Source organism: Pseudomonas sp. MDT1-85 (assembly GCF_054898065.1).
Window position 1 is genome coordinate 5,846,610 of record NZ_CM142715.1, and the last position, 19,709, is coordinate 5,866,318.

Annotated in this window: 19 protein-coding genes; 10 read left to right on the forward strand and 9 right to left on the reverse strand. The window is 60.3% G+C overall.

Translation table 11 applies throughout. From position 1 onward, the window contains the following. Nucleotides 1-18 precede the first annotated feature (18 nt). The 6 genes from ACYZT2_RS26365 to bioB all read right to left on the reverse strand — a co-directional run bounded on the left by ACYZT2_RS26365 (nucleotide 19) and on the right by bioB (nucleotide 5,027). Complete coding sequence (locus ACYZT2_RS26365; RefSeq protein ID WP_461968599.1) at nucleotides 19-315, reverse strand: pyrroloquinoline quinone biosynthesis protein PqqE; 297 nt, start codon at nucleotides 313-315, stop codon at nucleotides 19-21. Nucleotides 316-435: 120 nt separating this feature from the next. Then, the gene (gene bioD, locus ACYZT2_RS26370) at nucleotides 436-1,116 is read right to left on the reverse strand and encodes a dethiobiotin synthase (RefSeq protein ID WP_218395209.1); all 681 of its coding nucleotides are present in this window, start codon (nucleotides 1,114-1,116) and stop codon (nucleotides 436-438) included. Continuing rightward, the gene (gene bioC, locus ACYZT2_RS26375) at nucleotides 1,113-1,925 is read right to left on the reverse strand and encodes a malonyl-ACP O-methyltransferase BioC (protein WP_461968602.1); all 813 of its coding nucleotides are present in this window, start codon (nucleotides 1,923-1,925) and stop codon (nucleotides 1,113-1,115) included. The genes bioD and bioC overlap by 4 nt, the downstream gene beginning before the upstream one ends. After that, nucleotides 1,918-2,649 carry an alpha/beta fold hydrolase gene (locus tag ACYZT2_RS26380; protein WP_461968604.1) on the reverse strand — a complete coding sequence of 244 codons (732 nt, stop codon included), beginning with the start codon at nucleotides 2,647-2,649 and terminating at the stop codon, nucleotides 1,918-1,920. The genes bioC and ACYZT2_RS26380 overlap by 8 nt, the downstream gene beginning before the upstream one ends. Then, nucleotides 2,642-3,820, reverse strand: coding sequence for an 8-amino-7-oxononanoate synthase (gene bioF, locus ACYZT2_RS26385; RefSeq protein WP_461968606.1), 1,179 nt, complete (start codon nucleotides 3,818-3,820; stop codon nucleotides 2,642-2,644). The genes ACYZT2_RS26380 and bioF overlap by 8 nt, the downstream gene beginning before the upstream one ends. Before the next feature lie 151 nt (nucleotides 3,821-3,971). After that, nucleotides 3,972-5,027 carry a biotin synthase BioB gene (gene bioB, locus ACYZT2_RS26390; RefSeq protein WP_038981183.1) on the reverse strand — a complete coding sequence of 352 codons (1,056 nt, stop codon included), beginning with the start codon at nucleotides 5,025-5,027 and terminating at the stop codon, nucleotides 3,972-3,974. 90 nt (nucleotides 5,028-5,117) lie between these two features. On the opposite strand from bioB, the gene ACYZT2_RS26395 reads away from it, so the two are divergent. From ACYZT2_RS26395 to rarD, 5 genes are all read left to right on the forward strand, one after another. Further along, nucleotides 5,118-5,858: a ComF family protein gene (locus ACYZT2_RS26395; protein ID WP_461968608.1), complete on the forward strand. Its 741-nt coding sequence runs from the start codon at nucleotides 5,118-5,120 to the stop codon at nucleotides 5,856-5,858. Between the two features lie 63 nt (nucleotides 5,859-5,921). After that, nucleotides 5,922-6,686 (forward strand): TOBE domain-containing protein, encoded by a 765-nt coding sequence (locus ACYZT2_RS26400; RefSeq protein ID WP_461968610.1) that lies wholly within the window; start codon nucleotides 5,922-5,924, stop codon nucleotides 6,684-6,686. Between the two features lie 98 nt (nucleotides 6,687-6,784). After that, nucleotides 6,785-8,686, forward strand: a complete 1,902-nt coding sequence (locus tag ACYZT2_RS26405) for a PhoX family protein (RefSeq protein ID WP_461968612.1) — start codon at nucleotides 6,785-6,787, stop codon at nucleotides 8,684-8,686. 182 nt (nucleotides 8,687-8,868) lie between these two features. Next, nucleotides 8,869-9,843 (forward strand): serine/threonine protein kinase, encoded by a 975-nt coding sequence (locus ACYZT2_RS26410; protein WP_461968614.1) that lies wholly within the window; start codon nucleotides 8,869-8,871, stop codon nucleotides 9,841-9,843. A gap of 174 nt (nucleotides 9,844-10,017) precedes the next feature. After that, on the forward strand, nucleotides 10,018-10,905 hold the full coding sequence (rarD, locus tag ACYZT2_RS26415; protein ID WP_460144330.1) for an EamA family transporter RarD: 888 nt from the start codon (nucleotides 10,018-10,020) through the stop codon (nucleotides 10,903-10,905). Between the two features lie 215 nt (nucleotides 10,906-11,120). Here rarD and ACYZT2_RS26420 read toward each other — a convergent pair whose 3' ends face one another. Together ACYZT2_RS26420 and ACYZT2_RS26425 are read right to left on the reverse strand one after the other, a co-directional pair. Then, complete coding sequence (locus ACYZT2_RS26420; RefSeq protein ID WP_038981174.1) at nucleotides 11,121-11,639, reverse strand: glycine cleavage system transcriptional repressor; 519 nt, start codon at nucleotides 11,637-11,639, stop codon at nucleotides 11,121-11,123. A 323-nt stretch (nucleotides 11,640-11,962) separates the two neighbouring features. Further along, on the reverse strand, nucleotides 11,963-12,229 hold the full coding sequence (locus tag ACYZT2_RS26425; RefSeq protein ID WP_131816009.1) for a hypothetical protein: 267 nt from the start codon (nucleotides 12,227-12,229) through the stop codon (nucleotides 11,963-11,965). Between ACYZT2_RS26425 and ACYZT2_RS26430 the strand changes: the two genes are divergently transcribed. Further along, on the forward strand, nucleotides 12,212-14,404 hold the full coding sequence (locus ACYZT2_RS26430) for a malate synthase G (RefSeq protein ID WP_461968617.1): 2,193 nt from the start codon (nucleotides 12,212-12,214) through the stop codon (nucleotides 14,402-14,404). The two genes, ACYZT2_RS26425 and ACYZT2_RS26430, sit on opposite strands and share 18 nt — an antisense overlap. 154 nt (nucleotides 14,405-14,558) lie before the next feature. Here ACYZT2_RS26430 and ACYZT2_RS26435 read toward each other — a convergent pair whose 3' ends face one another. Then, nucleotides 14,559-15,005 (reverse strand): response regulator, encoded by a 447-nt coding sequence (locus ACYZT2_RS26435; protein WP_461968619.1) that lies wholly within the window; start codon nucleotides 15,003-15,005, stop codon nucleotides 14,559-14,561. Between the two features lie 253 nt (nucleotides 15,006-15,258). Between ACYZT2_RS26435 and ACYZT2_RS26440 the strand changes: the two genes are divergently transcribed. The 4 genes from ACYZT2_RS26440 to ACYZT2_RS26455 all read left to right on the forward strand — a co-directional run bounded on the left by ACYZT2_RS26440 (nucleotide 15,259) and on the right by ACYZT2_RS26455 (nucleotide 19,641). Beyond that, complete coding sequence (locus ACYZT2_RS26440; RefSeq protein ID WP_461968621.1) at nucleotides 15,259-17,199, forward strand: putative nucleotidyltransferase substrate binding domain-containing protein; 1,941 nt, start codon at nucleotides 15,259-15,261, stop codon at nucleotides 17,197-17,199. Then, a complete protein-coding gene (locus ACYZT2_RS26445; protein WP_461968623.1) occupies nucleotides 17,196-17,903 on the forward strand; it encodes a 3'-5' exonuclease in 708 nt (235 codons plus the stop codon). Before ACYZT2_RS26440 ends, ACYZT2_RS26445 begins: the two co-directional genes overlap by 4 nt. 251 nt (nucleotides 17,904-18,154) lie before the next feature. Next, complete coding sequence (locus ACYZT2_RS26450) at nucleotides 18,155-18,673, forward strand: RNA polymerase sigma factor (RefSeq protein ID WP_461968625.1); 519 nt, start codon at nucleotides 18,155-18,157, stop codon at nucleotides 18,671-18,673. Continuing rightward, nucleotides 18,670-19,641, forward strand: coding sequence for a FecR domain-containing protein (locus tag ACYZT2_RS26455; RefSeq protein WP_461968627.1), 972 nt, complete (start codon nucleotides 18,670-18,672; stop codon nucleotides 19,639-19,641). Before ACYZT2_RS26450 ends, ACYZT2_RS26455 begins: the two co-directional genes overlap by 4 nt. The last annotated feature ends 68 nt before the right edge of the window (nucleotides 19,642-19,709 follow it).

The following is a 19,709-nucleotide window of genomic DNA, read 5'->3' on the forward strand; positions in this document are numbered from 1 at the left end:
AGCGGATTCAGCGAGGGATCAGGCGAACGTATCGATCAGCGTGCCCAGCATTTCATCGGATGCCTTGGCGACTTTGACGCCCAGTTCCACCTGGAACTTGCCTTGGGACATCTCAACCATGTTGCTGGCCAGATCCGATTGCTGGCTGCGGTCTACCGAACGCAGACGATCGACCTGAACCTCGGAGGACTGACTGATGACCGAGCGCTCGATGGTGCTGTTGGCGATCTGCCCCGAAGCCTGATCGACACGGTTCTGCCCTGTCTGAATAGTGCTCAGACCGGCATAAAAAGCGGTGTTTCCTGAGATTTCCATGGGGGAACTCGTCCTACAAAGGATCAACAGCGGCCATTGAACCAGACACGCCAACAAAAGGCCCGACAAAAACACTAATGGCACAGTGCCTTGTCATAGCTAAAACCCCAGTCAACAAATTCAGTCCAGCAGGTCCAGCTGCAGATGTGCGGCAACCGCGTCGGCTGTCACCGATTTAAGTTTTGGCACCCGCCCCAGACACGGCGCGGGAATGCGCTCGGCCAATGTCGCGAGGTTCTCTTCCAGGCGCGAAGTCTTCGGATCGATGATGTTGGCCACCCACCCTGCCAACTGCAAACCATCCCGTGCGATCGCCTCGGCTGTCAGCAGCGCATGATTGATGCAACCCAGCCGTACGCCGACCACCAGGATCACCGGCAGACCCAGTGCCATGGCCAGGTCCGACAGATTGTCCTGATCCGCCAACGGCACTCGCCAGCCGCCAGCGCCTTCGATCAAGGTGAAGTCCGCCTGCATATCGAGAATCTGCCGCATCGGTGTCAACAGGGATTGCACGGTCAACGCCACGCCAGCCTCCCGCGCTGCCAGATGCGGTGCAATCGCCGGTTCAAATGCGACCGGATTGACCTGATCGTAAGTCAACGGTATCGAACACTCGGCCAACAGGGCCAGCGCATCAGCGTTGCGCAAACCCTTGGGCGTCAGGTCGCAACCGGAGGCCACCGGCTTGCCTGCCGCAGTGCTCAAACCCGCTAATCGCGCGGCATGCAGCAACCCTGCGGCGACGGTAGTCTTGCCGACATCGGTGTCAGTACCGGTGATGAAATAGGCTGCGCTCATAAGGGTTTCTCCAACACGGCGTAAACCACTTGATAAGTCGCCGGCAATCCCTGTGCCTGACGAAACTGCTCGTAAGCCTCGATCAGGCCGAGGATCCGCGCCCTGCCGGTCAAACCGCCCGGTCGACCGGGGTTCAGGTTATGCGCCCCAAGTGCTTTCAGCTCGTGGGTCAGGCTGCGGACATCGGGGTAATGCAACACATGCGGCTGCGTTTCGAGGCTGACGACCTTCAAGCCGCTGCCCGCGCAAAGCTGTTGGTAAACACCAAACTCGCGGAAGCGGTTGACGTGCACCATGCCATCCACCTGACGCCAGCTGTCGCGTAATTCGTACAGAGTGCCTACACACAGACTAGCAAACGCGAAAATCCCGCGCGGTTTCAGTACCCGATACGCTTCATTGAGCACCGAGGCGAAATCCGCGCACCATTGCACCGCCAGGCTGGAGAAGACCAGATCGCAGGTCGAGTCCTGCAATGGCAAGCGCTCGGCATCACCGGCAATGAAATGGGTCGCGCCACCCAAGGGACGGGCGTGATTGAGCATGCCTTCTGCGATGTCCAGCGCCACTCCGGCGCTCCCAGGAAACTTCTCCGCCAAGGCTCGGCTGAAATACCCGGTGCCGCAGCCCATATCCAGCCAACGAGCAGGGACAAAATCTCCCGGCAACCGACGTAACAACTCGCTGCCCACGTCGCGCTGCAATTCGGCCACGCTGTCGTAGCTCGCCGCCGCACGGGAGAAGGACGCCGCCACCTGGCGTTTGTCGGGCAAGCCGCCGGGCAGGTTGGGAAGGGATAAATCAGTCATCACTGAACTCATGCAAAAAGGCCTGAATCGCCCCCGCCACACCGTGAGGGTCTTCCAGAAGAAACGCGTGACTGGCCTGTTCAATCAGGCCGATTTCGGCATCTGGCAACAGTGCCAGTAACGCCCCGGCAGCTTCTGCCGGGACCAGCCCGTCGAGGCCAGCAAACAAGTGCAATTGGGGGCCGCGAAACGCTTGCAACGCTTGCCGGGTATCCAGCTGGGCAAGCAACTCCAGGCCACTCATTAGCACCGGCGAAGACGTATGCGGTGCGCCAGCGAGCAACAGTCGCGACATCCCGCGCGGGTCTTCGGCACCTTGGGCGCACAACAGCGAAAAACGTTTCAACGTCATGCGCGAGTCAGCCTTGCAACCGGCCAGAAACGCATCGAAGGTTTCGCCGGGCATCGCACTCGACCATTGTTCATGGGCGACAAAAGAAGGGTTACTCGCCAGCGTCACCAAGCCGCAGCAGCGGTCACCCCGTCGCGCTGCCAATTCCGACGCCAGCATGCCGCCCAATGACCAGCCGCCGAGCCAGGCATCCTGTGGCAACGTCGAGTCCAACTCATCGAGCCATTCTTCAAGGTCGCTCGATTCCAGTTCCGGCAACGGCTCGATCTCGACGCGCAGGTGCTCATCCAAACCCTGCAAGGCAGTTGCCAAGGGTTCCAGCGGCGAAATCCCGAGCCCCCAGCCTGGCAGCAGAATCAGACGATCACGCATGGCTTGGCTCCGGTCCCAGTTGTTGAAAACAATCGGCCAGTCCATTTAACAATAGCTGTACCTGCGCCTCGCTGTGAGCGGCGGTCAGGGTGACGCGCAAACGTGCGCTGCCCGCGGGAACAGTCGGTGGACGAATCGCAGTCACCATCAGCCCGCGCTCGCGCAGCATCTGCGACAGTCGCACTGCGCGGCCGGCATCGCCAATCATGATCGGCCGGATCGGCGTGAAGCTGTCCATCAACTCCAGGCCAATCTGTTCGGCGCCTTGGCGGAACTGGCGAATCAGCGTCTGCAGATGCTCACGTCGCCAATGCTCGCTGCGCAACAGCTCCAGGCTTTTCAGCGTCGCGCAAGCCAGCGCTGGCGGTTGGCTGGTGGTGTAGATGTAAGGGCGAGCGAACTGGATCAGGCTTTCGATCAAATCTTCACTGCCCGCCACAAAAGCACCAGCCGTACCGAAAGCCTTGCCGAGGGTGCCGACGAGCACTGGCACGTCTTCCTGACTCAGACCGAAATGCTCGACGATCCCGCCGCCATTGGCACCCAGCGGACCAAAACCGTGAGCGTCATCGACCATCAGCCAGGCGCCTTTGGCTTTGGCTTCCCGCGCCAGCGCCGGCAGGTCGGCGATGTCGCCGTCCATGCTGAACACGCCATCGGTGACCACCAGCGTATTGCCGGTGGCCTTCTCAAGGCGCTTGGCCAGACTGGCCGCGTCGTTATGCAGATAGCGATTGAAACGCGCTCCGGACAACAGTCCCGCATCCAGCAATGATGCGTGATTGAGTCGGTCTTCCAGCACCGTGTCGCCCTGCCCGACCAGTGCGGTGACCGCACCGAGGTTGGCCATGTAACCGGTGGTGAACAGCAACGCTCGCGGGCGGCCGGTGAATTCGGCGAGGGCTTCTTCCAGTGCGTGATGCGGGCCGCTGTGGCCGATCACCAGATGCGAAGCGCCACCGCCCACGCCCCAACGCGAGGCGCCGGCGCGCCAGGCTTCGATCACTTGCGGGTGATTGGCCAGGCCCAGGTAATCGTTGTTACAGAACGCCAACAACGGCTGACCATCGACCACCACTTCCGGGCCCTGAGGGCTTTCGAGTAGCGGGCGCTGGCGATAAAGGTTTTCGGCACGACGGGCAGCAAGGCGCGCGCTGAGATCGAAAGACATGCAGACCTCGCGAGTAGGCAAAAGGTATAGCTTCTGTAGGAGCGAGGCTTGCCCGCGAACCAGGCACCTCGGTCAATCTGAATGACCGAGGCGCTTCATTCGCGGGCAAGTCGGATCGCCGCACCGCTCGCTCCTACAGGTTTGGCGTCGATCAGACAGCAGCGTTATAGAACTGCTCGCTGCTCTTCTGCTCTACCAGGGCCTGTTCGATGGCGGCCTGATGCACTTCGTCGGCGTGCTCTTCGCGGGCTTCCGGCAGGATGCCCAGGCGCGAGAACAGTTGCATGTCCTTATCCGCCTGCGGGTTGGCGGTGGTCAGCAGTTTTTCGCCGTAGAAAATCGAGTTGGCGCCGGCAAAGAACGCCAGGGCCTGCATCTGTTCGTTCATGGCTTCACGGCCGGCGGACAGGCGCACGTGGGATTTCGGCATCAGGATGCGTGCGACCGCGAGCATGCGGATGAAGTCGAACGGGTCGATGTCGTCGGCATTTTCCAGCGGCGTACCGGCGACTTTTACCAGCATGTTGATCGGCACAGACTCTGGATGCTCCGGCAGGTTAGCCAGCTGGATCAATAGGTTGGCGCGGTCGTCGAGGGACTCGCCCATGCCAAGAATGCCACCGGAACAGATCTTCATCCCCGAATCACGCACGTAAGCCAGGGTTTGAAGGCGCTCGCTGTACGTACGGGTGGTAATGATGCTGCCGTAGAACTCAGGCGAGGTGTCGAGGTTGTGGTTGTAGTAATCCAGGCCGGCTTCGGCCAGGGCGACGGTCTGGTCCTGATCGAGACGACCGAGGGTCATGCAGGTTTCCAGGCCCATGGCTTTCACGCCTTTGACCATCTCCAGCACGTATGGCATGTCTTTGGCCGACGGGTGTTTCCACGCCGCGCCCATGCAGAAACGGGTCGAACCGATGGCCTTGGCGCGAGCGGCCTCTTCGAGGACCTTCTGCACTTCCATCAGCTTTTCTTTTTCCAGGCCAGTGTTGTAGTGGCCGGACTGCGGACAATATTTGCAATCTTCCGGGCAAGCACCGGTTTTGATCGAGAGCAGCGTCGAGACCTGGACGCGGTTGGCGTCGAAATGCGCGCGGTGCACCGTCTGCGCCTGGAACAACAGGTCGTTGAATGGCTGAACGAAGAGTGCTTTGACTTCGGCCAAAGACCAGTCATGACGCAGGGTTGCAGTGGTGCTGGCGCTCATGGGCGTTTCCTTGTTTATGCTTGGCAAGCGGCTGGGGAATGGAATACCCACAGACGCGACACGGATGTTCGGCATATTTAAGGAAGAGCGATGCGCTGTCAACCACGATACGAAGGACCGGTTTACATCTGGTTAAAAAACAAACAAACCTGTTTGCTCTGTTCAGAAGTCGCGGACGACACCACGCCAATCTGCATGGCCTGCGAAACCGAGTTGCCTTGGCTGGGCGAGCACTGCCAAACCTGCGCCCTGCCGTTGCCCGCCGCGGGCCTGACGTGCGGCCAATGCCTGAAACAACCGCCGGCCTTCGAGCGAGTCGCAGCGCCCTGGACTTACGGCTTTCCCGTCGACAGTTTGATCACCCGCTTCAAGCACAGCGCCAAGTGGCCATTTGGCCGCCTGCTCGCCGAACTTCTCGCTCAATTCCTGCAACATCGCTTCGATGAGGATCTAGACCGGCCCGATGCGCTGATACCGGTACCGCTGGCCTCCAAACGGCTGCGTCAGCGCGGTTTCAACCAAACGGCGATGCTCGCCCGTTGGCTCAGCGTCAGCCTCGACATACCTTGTGATGAAACGCTGTTGCTCAGAATCCAGGACACCAGCGCGCAACAAGAGCTGAATGCCGACGCCCGTAAAAAGAACCTGCGCCACGCCTTTGCCCTGGCGCCCATGGCCTCGATCAAGGGTCGCCACTTCGCATTGGTCGACGACGTGCTGACCACCGGCGCCACCGCCCAGGCCCTGGCTCGCTTGTTGATGGATGCGGGCGCCGCGCAGGTCGACGTCTACTGCCTGGCCCGTACCCCCAAACCTGGCGATGGGGCCTGACTTGACTCCCGCGCGCCGAGCAGCCAACGTCCTCCCCATCGTCACAGCCCAAAGCGTCTCGCCATGTCCTTGCCTACGTTGTTGTCCCAACATATTGTCCGTCGTCCGCAGCGCATCGCGTTGCTGCAACACATCGCCGAACAAGGCTCAATTACCCGCGCCGCAAAAAGCGCGGGCCTGAGTTACAAAGCGGCGTGGGATGCCATCGACGAGCTGAACAACCTCGCGCAAAAACCGCTGGTGGAGCGCAGCGTCGGCGGCAAGGGCGGTGGCGGCGCCAAACTATCCAGCGAGGGCGAACGCGTGTTGCGCCTGTATCAAAAGCTCCAAGCCTTGCAGGCTCAGGTGCTGGAAGCCGCCGAAGAGGCCAGTGACCTGGACCTGCTCGGTCGCCTGATGCTCAGAACCAGCGCGCGCAACCAACTGCACGGCAAGGTCGTGGCGATCGACGCACAAGGGCGCAATGACCGCATCCGTCTTGAACTGGCCGAAGGCTTGCGTATCGATGCGCAGATCACCCACGACAGCACTCTGCGCCTGGAACTGCAAACCGGCACCGAGGTGGTCGCTCTGATCAAGGCCGGCTGGCTGGAGCTGCTTGGCGTCGATCAAGCAGCGGCACCCGGCAACAATTGCCTGAAGGGCACGGTTGAAGAAATCCTCGACGCCGAAGACGGCCCCAGCGAAGTGCGCATCGGCCTGCCCAATGGCCAGACACTCTGCGCCCTCGCTGAGCAGTTGCACCTGAAAACCCTCGAGCTTGCCGTTGATAAACCGGTGCTGGTGCAATTCGCACCGTCCAACATCCTGCTGGGCACTCCGCTCTAGACCAGACGCTACGCAACCCTGCAAAAAATCAATCGGCTGCAACATAACCTTCATCGACCACCATTAAGGTGACTGCAAAAACCCGCAGGGAGCCTGATGTGAGCCTATTAGAAGACAACCAACCCACCGACCTCGAAAAGATGGTCGGCCTCAGCCGTCGTGGCTTCATCAGCGCTGGCGCCCTCTGCGGTGCAGCGATGTTTCTCGGTGGCAACCTGCTGAGTCGCAGCGTGCTGGCCGCCAGCGTCAGCGCTGGCTCCAGCAAACTGTTGGGTTTCGACAGCATCGCCGCCGCCACAACCGACGCCATCACCCTGCCGCCGGGCTACAGATCCTCGGTGCTGATCAGCTGGGGTCAGCCATTGCAAAAGAATGGTCCGGCGTTCGACCCGAGCGGCAACGGCACGTCCCAGGCGCAGGAAGTCCAGTTCGGCGACAACAACGACGGAATGAGCCTGTTCGAATTTCCCGGTGACAAAGACCGGGCGCTGATGGCGATCAACAACGAATACACCAACTACCGCTACCTCTACCCCCACGGCGGCATGCCGCAATCGGCGGAAGATGTGCGCAAGGCCTTGGCCTGCGAAGGCGTGTCGGTGATCGAGGTGCAGCGCAAGAACGGTCAGTGGCAATTCATCCAGGGCTCGCGCTACAACCGCCGCATTCACGGTAACGCGCCGATTCGCCTGAGCGGTCCGGCGGCCGGTCACGAGCTGATGAAAACCAGCGCCGACAAACACGGCAAGAAAGTCCTCGGCACCTTCCAGAACTGCGCCAACGGCAAAACACCGTGGGGCACTTATCTGACCTGCGAAGAGAATTTCACCGACTGCTTCGGCAGCAGCAATGCCGAGCAGAAGTTCGACGCCGCGCAGAAACGCTACGGCGCGGTGGTGGCCAGTAAAGACATCAACTGGCATCAACACGATCCGCGCTTCGACCTGGCGAAAAACCCCAACGAACTCAATCGTCATGGCTGGGTGGTGGAAATCGACCCGTTCGATCCGCAGTCGACGCCGGTCAAACGCACTGCGCTGGGCCGTTTCAAACATGAAAACGCCGCCCTGGCCGAAACCAACGACGGTCGCGCCGTGGTGTACATGGGCGACGACGAACGTGGCGAGTTCATCTATAAATTCGTTAGCCGCGACAAGATCAACCACAGAAATCCCAAAGCTAACCGCGACCTGCTGGATCACGGCACCTTGTACGTGGCGCGTTTCGACGCGGGCGACGGCAACGCCGATCACCCGAAAGGCCAGGGCCAGTGGATCGAACTGACCCATGGCAAGAATGGCATCGACGCCAGCAGCGGTTTTGCCGATCAGGCCGAAGTACTGATTCATGCACGCCTCGCCGCCAGCGTTGTGAGCGCCACGCGCATGGACCGTCCGGAATGGATCGTCGTCAGCCCCAAGGATGGCCAGGTTTATTGCACCCTGACCAACAACGCCAAACGCGGCGAAGAAGGCCAACCGGTGGGCGGCCCGAACCCGCGCGAGAAAAACGTCTACGGGCAGATCCTGCGCTGGCGCACCGACCGCGACGATCACGGCTCGAAAAGCTTTGCCTGGGACCTGTTTGTGGTTGCTGGCAACCCGGGCGTCCACGCCGGTACGCCGAAGGGCGGTTCATCGAACATCACCCCGCAGAACATGTTCAACAGCCCGGACGGTCTGGGCTTCGACAAGGCCGGGCGCCTGTGGATTCTCACGGATGGCGATTCAAGCAACGCAGGCGACTTCGCGGGCATGGGCAACAACCAGATGCTCTGCGCCGACCCGGTGACGGGCGAGATCCGCCGCTTCATGGTCGGCCCGGTGGGCAGCGAGGTGACGGGGATCAGCTTCTCGCCGGATCAGAAAACCTTGTTTGTCGGCATTCAGCATCCGGGGGAGAACGGTGGGTCAACGTTCCCTGAACATCTGCCCAACGGCAAGCCGCGGTCTTCGGTAATGGCGATTTCCCGGGAAGATGGCGGGATCGTCGGCGCCTGACAGGGCCTCTTCGCGGGCAAGCCTCGCTCCTACAGGTGCAGTGTGATCCCTTGTAGGAGCGAGGCTTGCCCGCGAAGGCGTCATCCCAAACACCACCGATCTCAACCCCACGCCCTAAAGAAGCCCCGTCTGCGCTACCATGTTTGGCCCGACGCGGCAGCCTGCTGCGCGCAGGAGTCAGCATGGCCCACCCGTTTGCAACGCTCACCCCAGATCTCGTGCTCGATGCCGTCGAAAGCATCGGCTTTCTCAGCGACGCCCGCATTTTGGCGCTCAACAGCTACGAGAACCGTGTCTATCAGGTCGGTATCGAAGACTCCGAGCCGCTGATCGCCAAGTTCTACCGCCCGCAGCGCTGGACCAACGAAGCGATTCTCGAAGAACACCAATTCACCTTCGAACTCGCCGAGTGCGACGTGCCGGTGGTCGCGCCGATGATTCACAACGGTGCCAGCCTGCACGAACACAACGGCTTCCGCTTCACCCTATTCCCCCGCCGTGGTGGCCGTGCGCCGGAGCCGGGCAATCTCGATCAGCTGTATCGTCTGGGCCAACTGCTGGGTCGTCTGCATGCGGTCGGCACTACAAAACCGTTCGAGCACCGTGAAGCGCTGGGTGTGAAGAACTTCGGTCATGACTCGCTGACGACATTGCTCGAAGGCAATTTCGTACCCAAAAGTTTGCTGCCGGCCTACGAGTCCGTTGCCCGCGACCTGCTCAAGCGCGTCGAAGAGGTCTACAAGGCCACGCCGCATCAGAACATCCGCATGCACGGCGATTGCCACCCCGGCAACATGATGTGCCGCGACGAGATGTTCCACATCGTCGACCTCGACGACTGCCGCATGGGCCCGGCGGTGCAGGATATCTGGATGATGCTGGCGGGTGATCGTCAGGAATGTCTGGGGCAGTTGTCGGAATTGATGGACGGCTACAACGAATTCCACGACTTCGACCCGCGGGAACTGGCGCTGATCGAGCCGCTGCGCGCCTTGCGCCTGATGCACTACAGCGCCTGGCTCGCCCGTCGCTGGGACGACCCGGCCTTCCCTCGCAGCTTTCCGTGGTTCGGCACCGAGCGCTATTGGGGCGATCAAGTGCTGGCGCTGCGTGAGCAATTGGCTGCGCTTAATGAAGAACCGTTGAAGCTCTTCTAACAAACACAAATCCAATGTGGGAGCGAGCCTGCTCGCGATGACGGAGACAGATTCAGCACATCAGTGGCTGACAAACCGCTATCGCGAGCAGGCTCGCTCCCACAAGGTTCACAGCACATACCGCAAAATCTCCTTACAATCCCCTCTTTGTTAGCTGCCTAAGCAAGGATTCTCATGCAAGCCGCCAACCCGCGTCGCGGGTACATCCTGGGCCTGAGTGCCTACATCATCTGGGGACTGTTCCCGCTCTACTTCAAAGCCATCGCCAACGTGCCCGCCGTGGAGATCATCATCCACCGAGTGCTGTGGTCCGCGCTGTTTGGTGCTTTGCTGCTGCTCGTCTGGAAGCATCCCGGCTGGTGGCGCGAGTTGCGTGAGAACCCGCGACGGCTGGCAATCCTGGCCCTGAGCGGCACGTTGATCGCCGCCAACTGGCTGACCTACGTCTGGTCGGTGAACAACGGGCGCATGCTTGAAGCCAGCCTCGGTTACTACATCAACCCGCTGGTAAACGTGCTGTTGGGGATGCTGATCCTCGGCGAACGGCTGCGGCGCATGCAATGGCTGGCGGTTGGCCTGGCGGCGGTCGGTGTTGCGCAGCAAGTGTGGCAAGTCGGCAGTCTGCCGTGGGTGTCGCTGGTACTGGCATTGACCTTCGGCTTCTACGGCCTGATCCGCAAGCAGGCACCGGTCAAGGCGCTGCCAGGGCTGGTGGTGGAAACCTGGATGCTGGTGCCGATTGCCGTCGCCTGGCTGCTGTTCAATCCAACGGCGAGCAGCGCGCAAGCTGAATTCTGGACCACCTCCGAAGCCTGGTGGCTGGTGGCTGCAGGTCCGGTGACGCTGGTGCCGCTGGTATGTTTCAACGCCGCCGCCCGGCATTTGCCCTACACCACCCTCGGATTTCTCCAGTACCTGGCGCCGACGCTGGTGTTGTTGCAAGCCGTGCTGCTGTTTGGCGAGCACTTGTCGTCCAGCACGCTGGTGGCGTTCATCTTTATCTGGGCGGGTCTGGCGGTTTACAGCGTCGACGCGTGGATAAGTCTGCGTCGCCGCCGCTGATCAGAAAATATACAAATCTCTACAGGCCACGTCTCCCGTGGCCTGCATCCATCCTTCCCAAGGTTATCCACAGCGTGATCCCCGGCGTTTGTGCGCAAGTCACTGAAACTGCTGGTTTTTTGATCAGTTCCTGAAGCGCCCCGGTCGACGTGGGCTGGCGGGGTGTCTCTACAGGTTATCCACAGGCAGGTGCACGTATAACTTGGATAACCTTTTCAAGGTTCGCTGCGCAGCACCAATTCAACCATCAGATCGTCCGCCAGGGTTTCCAGGCGCGATTGCAGCACCTCCAGCGACAAGGTCAGTGGCACCGCGAGAATCGCCTCGGCGTGGAACAGCGGCTCGCTGCTCATCGGCGCTGGTCGAACTTCGGTCACCAATTGCTCCAGGTTCACGCCCTGCTCACTCAGCAGACGCGTAATGTCTCGCACAATGCCCGGACGATCATTGCCCACCAGCTCCATGGCAATCGGCTTCCAGGTGCAGGATTGTTCGATGCCGCTTTCGGCGATCAGCACGCGAATCCCTTGGGTCGACAATCCCTGTAGGGCGTCTACCAGTTCATCGTAGGCCTCGGCCGGCACACCCACCCGAAGAATCCCTGCGAACTGTCCGGCCATGCGCGACATGCGGCTCTCCAGCCAGTTACCGCCATGCTCGGCAATGCATTGGGCAATGCGCTCGACCTGCCCGGGCTTGTCTGGAGCAATTACAGTGAGTACGAGATGGTCCATGGCGCAGCCCTCTGGTCATGACTTTTGTTATAGAAAAACAAGTATAGGCAAGGGTTGATCTTGCGCTGAATCGGCTGACGTCTTCGCGGGCAAGCCTCGCTCCTACAGGGTCGGCGTATACCTCTTTGGCATGAACGACGCGGACCTGTAGGAGCGAGGCTTGCCCGCGAATGGGGCACCACCAACAATCCTGCCAAACCACAAATCGTGTACAAGTTTTTATATTTAACTGGAACAATCCAACAGTTTTTTGAGAACATCCCGTTCCCCGTCATGACTGCAATGCGTCATAGGGTCGCAGAACGACGTAATTAGTCTAATTTTCACAACCGCAATTCATCATGTAGTATGCCGCAGCGCGCACTACATAACGCTGGATCGATGTCTGCCGCAGGTGCCGTCGCAACCCCTGAAAGCCCTGTCAGCAAGGCCGCAAAGCCGTTGATCGGATCGAACCCAGCCGCCAGCAATGGCATGTACTGGTAGATGGGTTTGTGGTTTAAATGGCCAGAGGCTTCATTGTTAAATTGAAGAGCTGAAAAGCGAAATAGCTGAGCAGAGTGAGGCAAGCAATGACTGAACACGTTCAAGTCGGTGGCCTGCAGGTCGCCAAAGTCCTGTTCGACTTCGTGAACAACGAAGCCATTCCCGGTACCGGCCTCACCGCCGACAAGTTCTGGGCCGGTGCCGACAAGGTCATCCATGACCTGGCACCGAAGAACAAAGCCCTACTCGCCAAACGCGATGATTTCCAGGCACGTATCGATGCCTGGCACCAGGCTCGTGCAGGTGTTGCGCACGATGCGGTGGCCTACAAAGCCTTCCTGCAAGACATCGGTTATCTGCTGCCAGAAGCGGCTGATTTCCAGGCAAAGACACAAAACGTCGATGACGAAATCGCCCGTATGGCCGGTCCACAACTGGTGGTGCCGGTGATGAACGCGCGCTTCGCGCTCAACGCCTCTAACGCCCGCTGGGGTTCGCTGTATGACGCACTCTATGGCACCGACGCCATCAGCGAAGCGGACGGCGCGGAAAAAGGCAAAGGCTACAACAAGGTTCGCGGCGACAAGGTCATCGCCTTCGCCCGTGCGTTCCTCGACGAAGCCGCGCCACTGGCAGCCGGCTCCCACGTCGACTCCACCGGCTACAAAATCGTTGACGGCAAACTGGTGATCACCCTCAAAGGTGGCAGCAACTCGGTTTTGAAGAGCTCTGGCCTGCGCGACGATGCCCAGCTGATCGGTTTCCACGGCGATGCGGCGGCTCCGACCGCGATCCTGCTGAAGAACAACGGCCTGCACTTCGAAATCCAGATCGACGCCAGCACCCCGGTCGGCCAGACCGACGCGGCTGGTGTCAAAGACATCCTGATGGAAGCGGCGCTGACCACCATCATGGACTGCGAAGACTCGGTCGCCGCGGTTGATGCCGATGACAAAGTGGTGATCTACCGCAACTGGCTCGGCCTGATGAAGGGCGATCTGTCGGAAGAAGTCTCCAAGGGCGGTCAGACCTTTACCCGCACCATGAACACCGATCGTACCTACACCGCCCTCGATGGCAGCGAACTGAGCCTGCACGGTCGCTCGCTGTTGTTCGTGCGCAACGTCGGTCACCTGATGACCATCGACGCGATCCTCGATAAAGACGGCAACGAAGTACCGGAAGGTATCCTCGATGGCCTGGTGACTTGCCTTGCGGCGATTCACAGCCTCAACGGCAACAGCTCGCGCAAGAACAGCCGCACCGGCTCGGTGTATATCGTGAAGCCGAAGATGCACGGTCCGGAAGAAGCTGCGTTCACCAACGAGCTGTTCGGTCGCATCGAAGACGTCCTCGACTTGCCGCGCAACACCCTCAAAGTCGGGATCATGGACGAGGAGCGCCGTACCACGGTCAACCTCAAGGCCTGCATCAAGGCTGCCGCCGAGCGCGTGGTGTTCATCAATACTGGCTTCCTCGACCGCACGGGCGACGAAATCCATACCTCCATGGAAGCCGGCCCTATGGTACGCAAGGCCGACATGAAGGCTGAGAAGTGGATCAGTGCCTACGAGAACTGGAACGTCGACATTGGCCTGAGCACCGGCCTGCAAGGTCGCGCCCAGATCGGTAAAGGCATGTGGGCCATGCCGGACCTGATGGCAGCGATGCTCGAACAGAAAATCGCTCACCCGATGGCCGGTGCCAATACCGCTTGGGTTCCATCGCCGACTGCCGCCGCACTACACGCGTTGCACTATCACAAGGTCGACGTGTTCGCCCGTCAGGCCGAACTGGCCAAACGTGCTCGCGCTTCGGTGGACGACATCCTGACCATCCCGTTGGCCGTCAATCCAGACTGGACCACGGAGCAGATCAAGAACGAACTGGACAACAACGCCCAGGGTATTCTTGGCTACGTGGTGCGCTGGATCGACCAGGGCGTGGGTTGCTCGAAAGTGCCGGACATCAATGACGTCGGCCTGATGGAAGACCGTGCGACGCTGCGTATTTCCAGCCAGCACATCGCCAACTGGCTGCGCCACGGCATCGTCACTGAAGATCAGGTGATGGAAAGCCTCAAGCGCATGGCGCCGGTGGTTGACCGTCAGAACGCCAACGACCCGCTGTACCGTCCGCTGGCACCGAATTTCGACAGCAACATCGCCTTCCAGGCGGCGGTGGAGCTGGTGATTGAAGGGACCAAGCAGCCGAATGGTTACACCGAGCCGGTTCTGCACCGTCGTCGTCGCGAGTTCAAGGCTGCCAATGGCCTTTGAGTAAACGCTGACGCCGGACATGAAAAAGCCCTGATCGAAAGATCAGGGCTTTTTTATTTGAAGCAGAATCAAAAGATCGCAGCCTTCGGCAGCTCCTACATGGGTATGCGATTCACCTGTAGGAGCTGGCGAAGCCTGCGATCTTTTTAGTGGTTCACACATCCATCCCCAGCTCATGCTTGACCAATTCAAGCAATTTACCGCTATCGATGGGCTTGAGCAGAAAGTCCACTACGTGCAAGTGCATGGCTTCGATCGCATCTTTCACGTCAGCATCGCCGGAGACGATGATGATCGGCAACGCCGCACGAGCAGATTCCCGCACCTGGCGGATCAGTTCCAGACCATCGACATGCCCCATCCGCAGGTCGGTAATCACCAGCCCGATCGATGGCTTCGTTTCCAGCAATTTGAGCGCCGCTTCGCCACTGGCCGCCGTCATGCAGTGAATGCCGTCCAGCCCCAGAATTTCCGACAGCAATTCCCGGGAGTCCTTATCGTCATCGACGATCAGCACCCGCTGCGGCGGCAAGTCTGGTTCCAACATGACGGCACTGAGCGCTTCGCGCTCGGCATCACTCAAAATATCGTGGTCGGACATGGCTTTCTCAACGTTTTCGATTCGATCCCTGACACAGTGGTCAGACATCGCTCAGCAGACCTTCAATGTGCACTTCGTCGGAAATTTTTCCAATAGACAATGCAGGAGGTTTTTCCTGCAATGGTGTCAGACCTTTCCCATATTCCGGCCGCTGCACTGTGCCTACCTAGACTTACGTCCAATGGGCACCCTGTCTTCAGGAGCCGACCATGGCTGGAATGATCCGACACAACAATGCGAAAAAGACTGCGGTATGGTTATGAGTAAAGCGGACGCCTTCACCCAGGCAGGGAAAACCGCGGTGTTGCAGAACATCCAGGGCACTTTGCAATTCCTACAGCGCTTCCCGCCGTTCAATCAGATGGAAAACGCCCACCTGGCCTATATGGTCGAGCAATGTCAGCTGCGTTTTTATGCCCCTGGCGAAAGCATCATCAAACCTGCCGATGGCCCGGTTGAGCATTTCTACATCGTCAAACAGGGCCGGGTCGTGGGCGAACGTCCGCACACGGCCAAGGGCGGGACCGAAACCACCTTCGAAATCACCACAGGCGAGTGTTTCCCCCTCGCTGCGCTGCTGGGTGAACGGGCGACTCGCACCGAACATCTGGCGGCCGAAGATACCTTTTGCCTACAGCTGAATAAGCTGGCGTTCATCAAACTGTTCGCACTTTCCAGCCCGTTTCGCGACTTTGCCCTACGCGGCGTCAGCAGTTTGCTGGATCAGGTCAACCAGCAAGTCCAGCAAAAAGCCGTGGAAACCCTCGGCACCCAGTACTCGCTCAATACCCGACTGGGCGAATTGGCCATGCGTCACCCGGTGACCTGCAGCCCGATCACCCCTCTGCGTGAAGCCGTAACGCTGATGCACGATCAGCAAGTCGGCAGCATTGTGGTGGTCGATGAGCAAAAGGCACCGCTGGGCATTTTCACCCTGCGCGACTTGCGACATGTGGTGGCCAACGGCACCAGCGACTTCAATGAAGCCATTGAAAGGCACATGACCCGGTCGCCGTTTTACCTGACGCCAGACCACAGCGCCTTCGACGCCGCGATTGCCATGACCGAGCGGCACATCGCCCACGTCTGCCTGGTCAAGGACCAGCGCCTGTGCGGCGTGGTCTCGGAACGCGACCTGTTTTCCCTGCAACGGGTCGATCTGGTGCATCTGGCGCGGACTATTCGCAGCGCCCAGAAGCTGGAAAACCTGGTGGCGATGCGCGGCGAGATCGGCCAATTGGTGGAGCGGATGCTGGCGCACGGAGCATCCTCGACCCAGATCACCCACATCATCACCCTGCTCAACGACCACACCGTGTGCCGGGTGATCGAACTGGTGCTCGCCGAGAAAGGTGAGCCTTGCGTGCCGTTCAGTTGGCTGTGTTTCGGCAGCGAAGGCCGCCGCGAGCAGACGCTGCACACCGATCAGGACAACGGCATCCTGTTCGAAGCCCGTGACGCGGCCCACGCCGCCGAGATTCGCGGCAAGTTGCTGCCCATCGCCCAGCAGATCAATCAGAACCTGGCGCTGTGCGGCTTCACCCTGTGCAAAGGCAACATCATGGCCGGCAACCCCGAGCTGTGTTTGTCCCGGGCCGAATGGGCGCGACGTTTTGCGGCGTTTATCCGTGAGGCGACCCCGGAAAATCTGCTGGGGTCGAGCATCTATTTCGACCTGCGCGTGGTCTGGGGCGACGAGCGAGGCTGCGAGCAGCTGCGCCAAGGCATTCTCGATCAGGTCAGCGACAACCGCTTGTTCCAGCGGATGATGGCCGAGAACGCCCTGCGCAACCGACCGCCCGTAGGCCGTTTCCGCGAATTCGTGCTGGCTCGCAAGAATGGCGAGAAAGCCACGCTCGACCTGAAACTTCAGGGTTTGACCCCTTTCGTCGATGGCGCTCGAGTGCTGGCCCTGGCCCACGGCATCGACACCAACAATACCTTGGAGCGCTTTCGCCAATTGGTGGCCAAAGAGGTCATTGAACGGCTGGACGGCGCGGCGTACGAAGAGGCGTATCACTTCATCCAGCAAACCCGCATGCAGCAACATCAGCTACAGACCCGAGAGAATTTGCCCTACTCCAACCGAGTCGATCCTGACAGCCTCAATCATCTGGACCGACGCATCCTGCGTGAATCCCTGCGCCAGGCACAACGCCTGCAAAGCAGCCTGACCCTGCGGTATCAGCTATGAGCCTGTTTTCATGGCTGCGTCCGGTCAGCCCCATTTTGCCCGGCGAACTGCAACATCGTCTGGAACGCTTGCCTGCCCTGGCCGAGTTGGGTGATTGCAGCCTGCGCGAGCAACGCTGGGTGGTACTCGACCTGGAAACCACCGGGCTGAACCTGAACAAGGATCGGCTGCTGTCCATCGGCGCGGTGGTGATCGAAGACGGAGCGATCGATTTCAGCCAGCAATTCGAACGCACGTTGCAATGCAGCGAACTCAAACTCGGCCCCAGCGTGTTGATTCATGGTCTGGGCCCGAGCGCCATTGCCGCCGGCAGCGACCCCGCGCAGGCCTTGCTCGAATTAATGGAGTTCGTCGGCGACAGTCCGGTGTTGGCGTTTCATGCGCCGTTCGATCAGCACATGCTGGGGCGCGCACTGAAAGAACATCTGGGCTACAAGTTGCAGCATCCGTTTCTGGATGTGGCAGACATCGCGCCGCTGCTGTGCCCGCAGGCACACTTTCGCGAGGCCGGGCTGGACGAGTGGATCGACTGGTTCAAGCTGGAGGTCTTCGAACGGCACAACGCCAGTGCCGATGCCTTGGCGACGGCCGAACTGGTGCTGATTTTGTTCAGCCGGGCGCGACAGCAGCAGATTCATAGCCCGTTGAATTTGCAGCAGCGGCTGAGTCAGTGGAAGCGGCGGCGGCAAGCTCCTTCGTTCTAGATCTTCGGTGACTATTCGGGCCCCATCGCGGGCAAGCCACGCTCCCACAGGTTTTGTGTCGTTTGCGAAATCGGCGGACGACGCAATACCTGTGGGAGCGTGGCTTGCCCGCGATGAACGATAACTCGGTCTGACTGGATATTCCCCCCCGCCAAAATCACCCCGACCAGCGCCAATTGCTTACCTCCCCCGCCTCTGCCACAATCGCGAACAATTCTCGTTACTTAACACTTCCCATTCGGTGATGTTGCGTGTCGTCAGTCCAAAGCCCCCACAGTGAGCTCGTTGGTGCGTTGTATCGCGACCATCGCGGTTGGCTATTGGCCTGGCTGCGGCGCAACGTAGCCTGCCCGCAACGGGCCGAAGACCTGAGCCAGGACACCTTCGTGCGCTTGCTGGGCCGTGATGAATTCAAGGAGCCTCGCGAACCCCGGGCGTTTCTGGTGGCGATCGCCAAAGGTCTGCTGTTCGACTATTTCCGCCGCGCCGCGCTGGAACAGGCCTACCTCACCGAGTTGATGCTGATCCCCGAAAGCGAACACCCGTCGGTGGAAGAACAGCAACTGATCCTCGAAGACCTCAAAGCCATCGACCGCCTGCTGGGCAAGCTCTCGAGCAAGGCCCGGGCGGCGTTTCTCTATAACCGTCTCGATGGCCTCGGCCACGCCGAAATCGCCGTGCGATTGGGTGTGTCGGTGCCACGTGTTCGTCAGTACCTGGCCCAAGGCATTCGTCAGTGCTACATCGCGTTGTACGGTGAGCCGGTATGAGCCCCGTCAGCTCCAAACCCGTGTCGGCGCAAGTGCTGGATACCGCGATTGCCTGGCAACTGTCGCTGGATTCCGGCAACGCGGTCGAGCGCGAAGAATTCGCCAAGTGGCACGCCGCCCACGAAGAACATGCTCGGGCCTGGCGTCAGTTGGGCATGCTCGACCAGCGTTTCAGCGTCGCCAACGGCCCGGCCCGCATCGCCTTGTTGCAATCGCGCGAAAGCATCCGGCGCCGGGTGCGCAAGCTTGGCAGCGGCCTGGCCAGCGTCGTCGCGGTGATCGGCCTGGCGCTGTTCGCCGGTGATCGTTATCTGCCCATCGACTATTGGCTGGCCGACCAGCGCACCGCCACCGGTGAGCAGCGCACCCTGCGGCTGACCGACGGCACACTGATCAACCTCAACACCCACAGTGCAGTGGATGTGCGCTTCGATGAGAAGCAGCGCCTGATCGTCCTTCAGGAAGGGGAAATCCTCGTCGAAACCGGCCATGGCGATGCCCGGCCGTTTATTGTCGAGACCCGCGAAGGCAGCATGCGCGCATTGGGGACGCGGTTCCTGGTCAAGCGCGAAGACGAAGGCACGCGCCTGAGCGTATTGAAGTCAGCGGTAGCCGCCCATCCCGAATCGAGCCCCGAGGAACAGATCCTGCGCGAAGGCCAGCAAGTGCTGATGCGCAGCAATGGCCTGGGCCCGATCATCGCCCTCAACCTCGGCGCCGATGCCTGGACCCGCGGCATGCTGGTAGTGGACAACGCGCGGCTGGAGGATCTGGTCCAGGAGCTCGGCCGCTATCGTCGCGGGCATCTTGGCGTCACACCGGAAGTCGCCGACCTGCGCATCACCGGCAGCTTCCCCCTGAACGATACCGACAAGGCGCTGAGCGCACTTTTACCGACCCTGCCGGTACAGATCGAACGGCACACGCCATGGTGGGTGACAGTCGCAAAGGCTGACGCCAAGCCCTGAGATTTTCTGCGCTGACCCGACGCCTTCGCGGGCAAGCCTCGCTCCTACAGGATGCGAGCATTATTGGC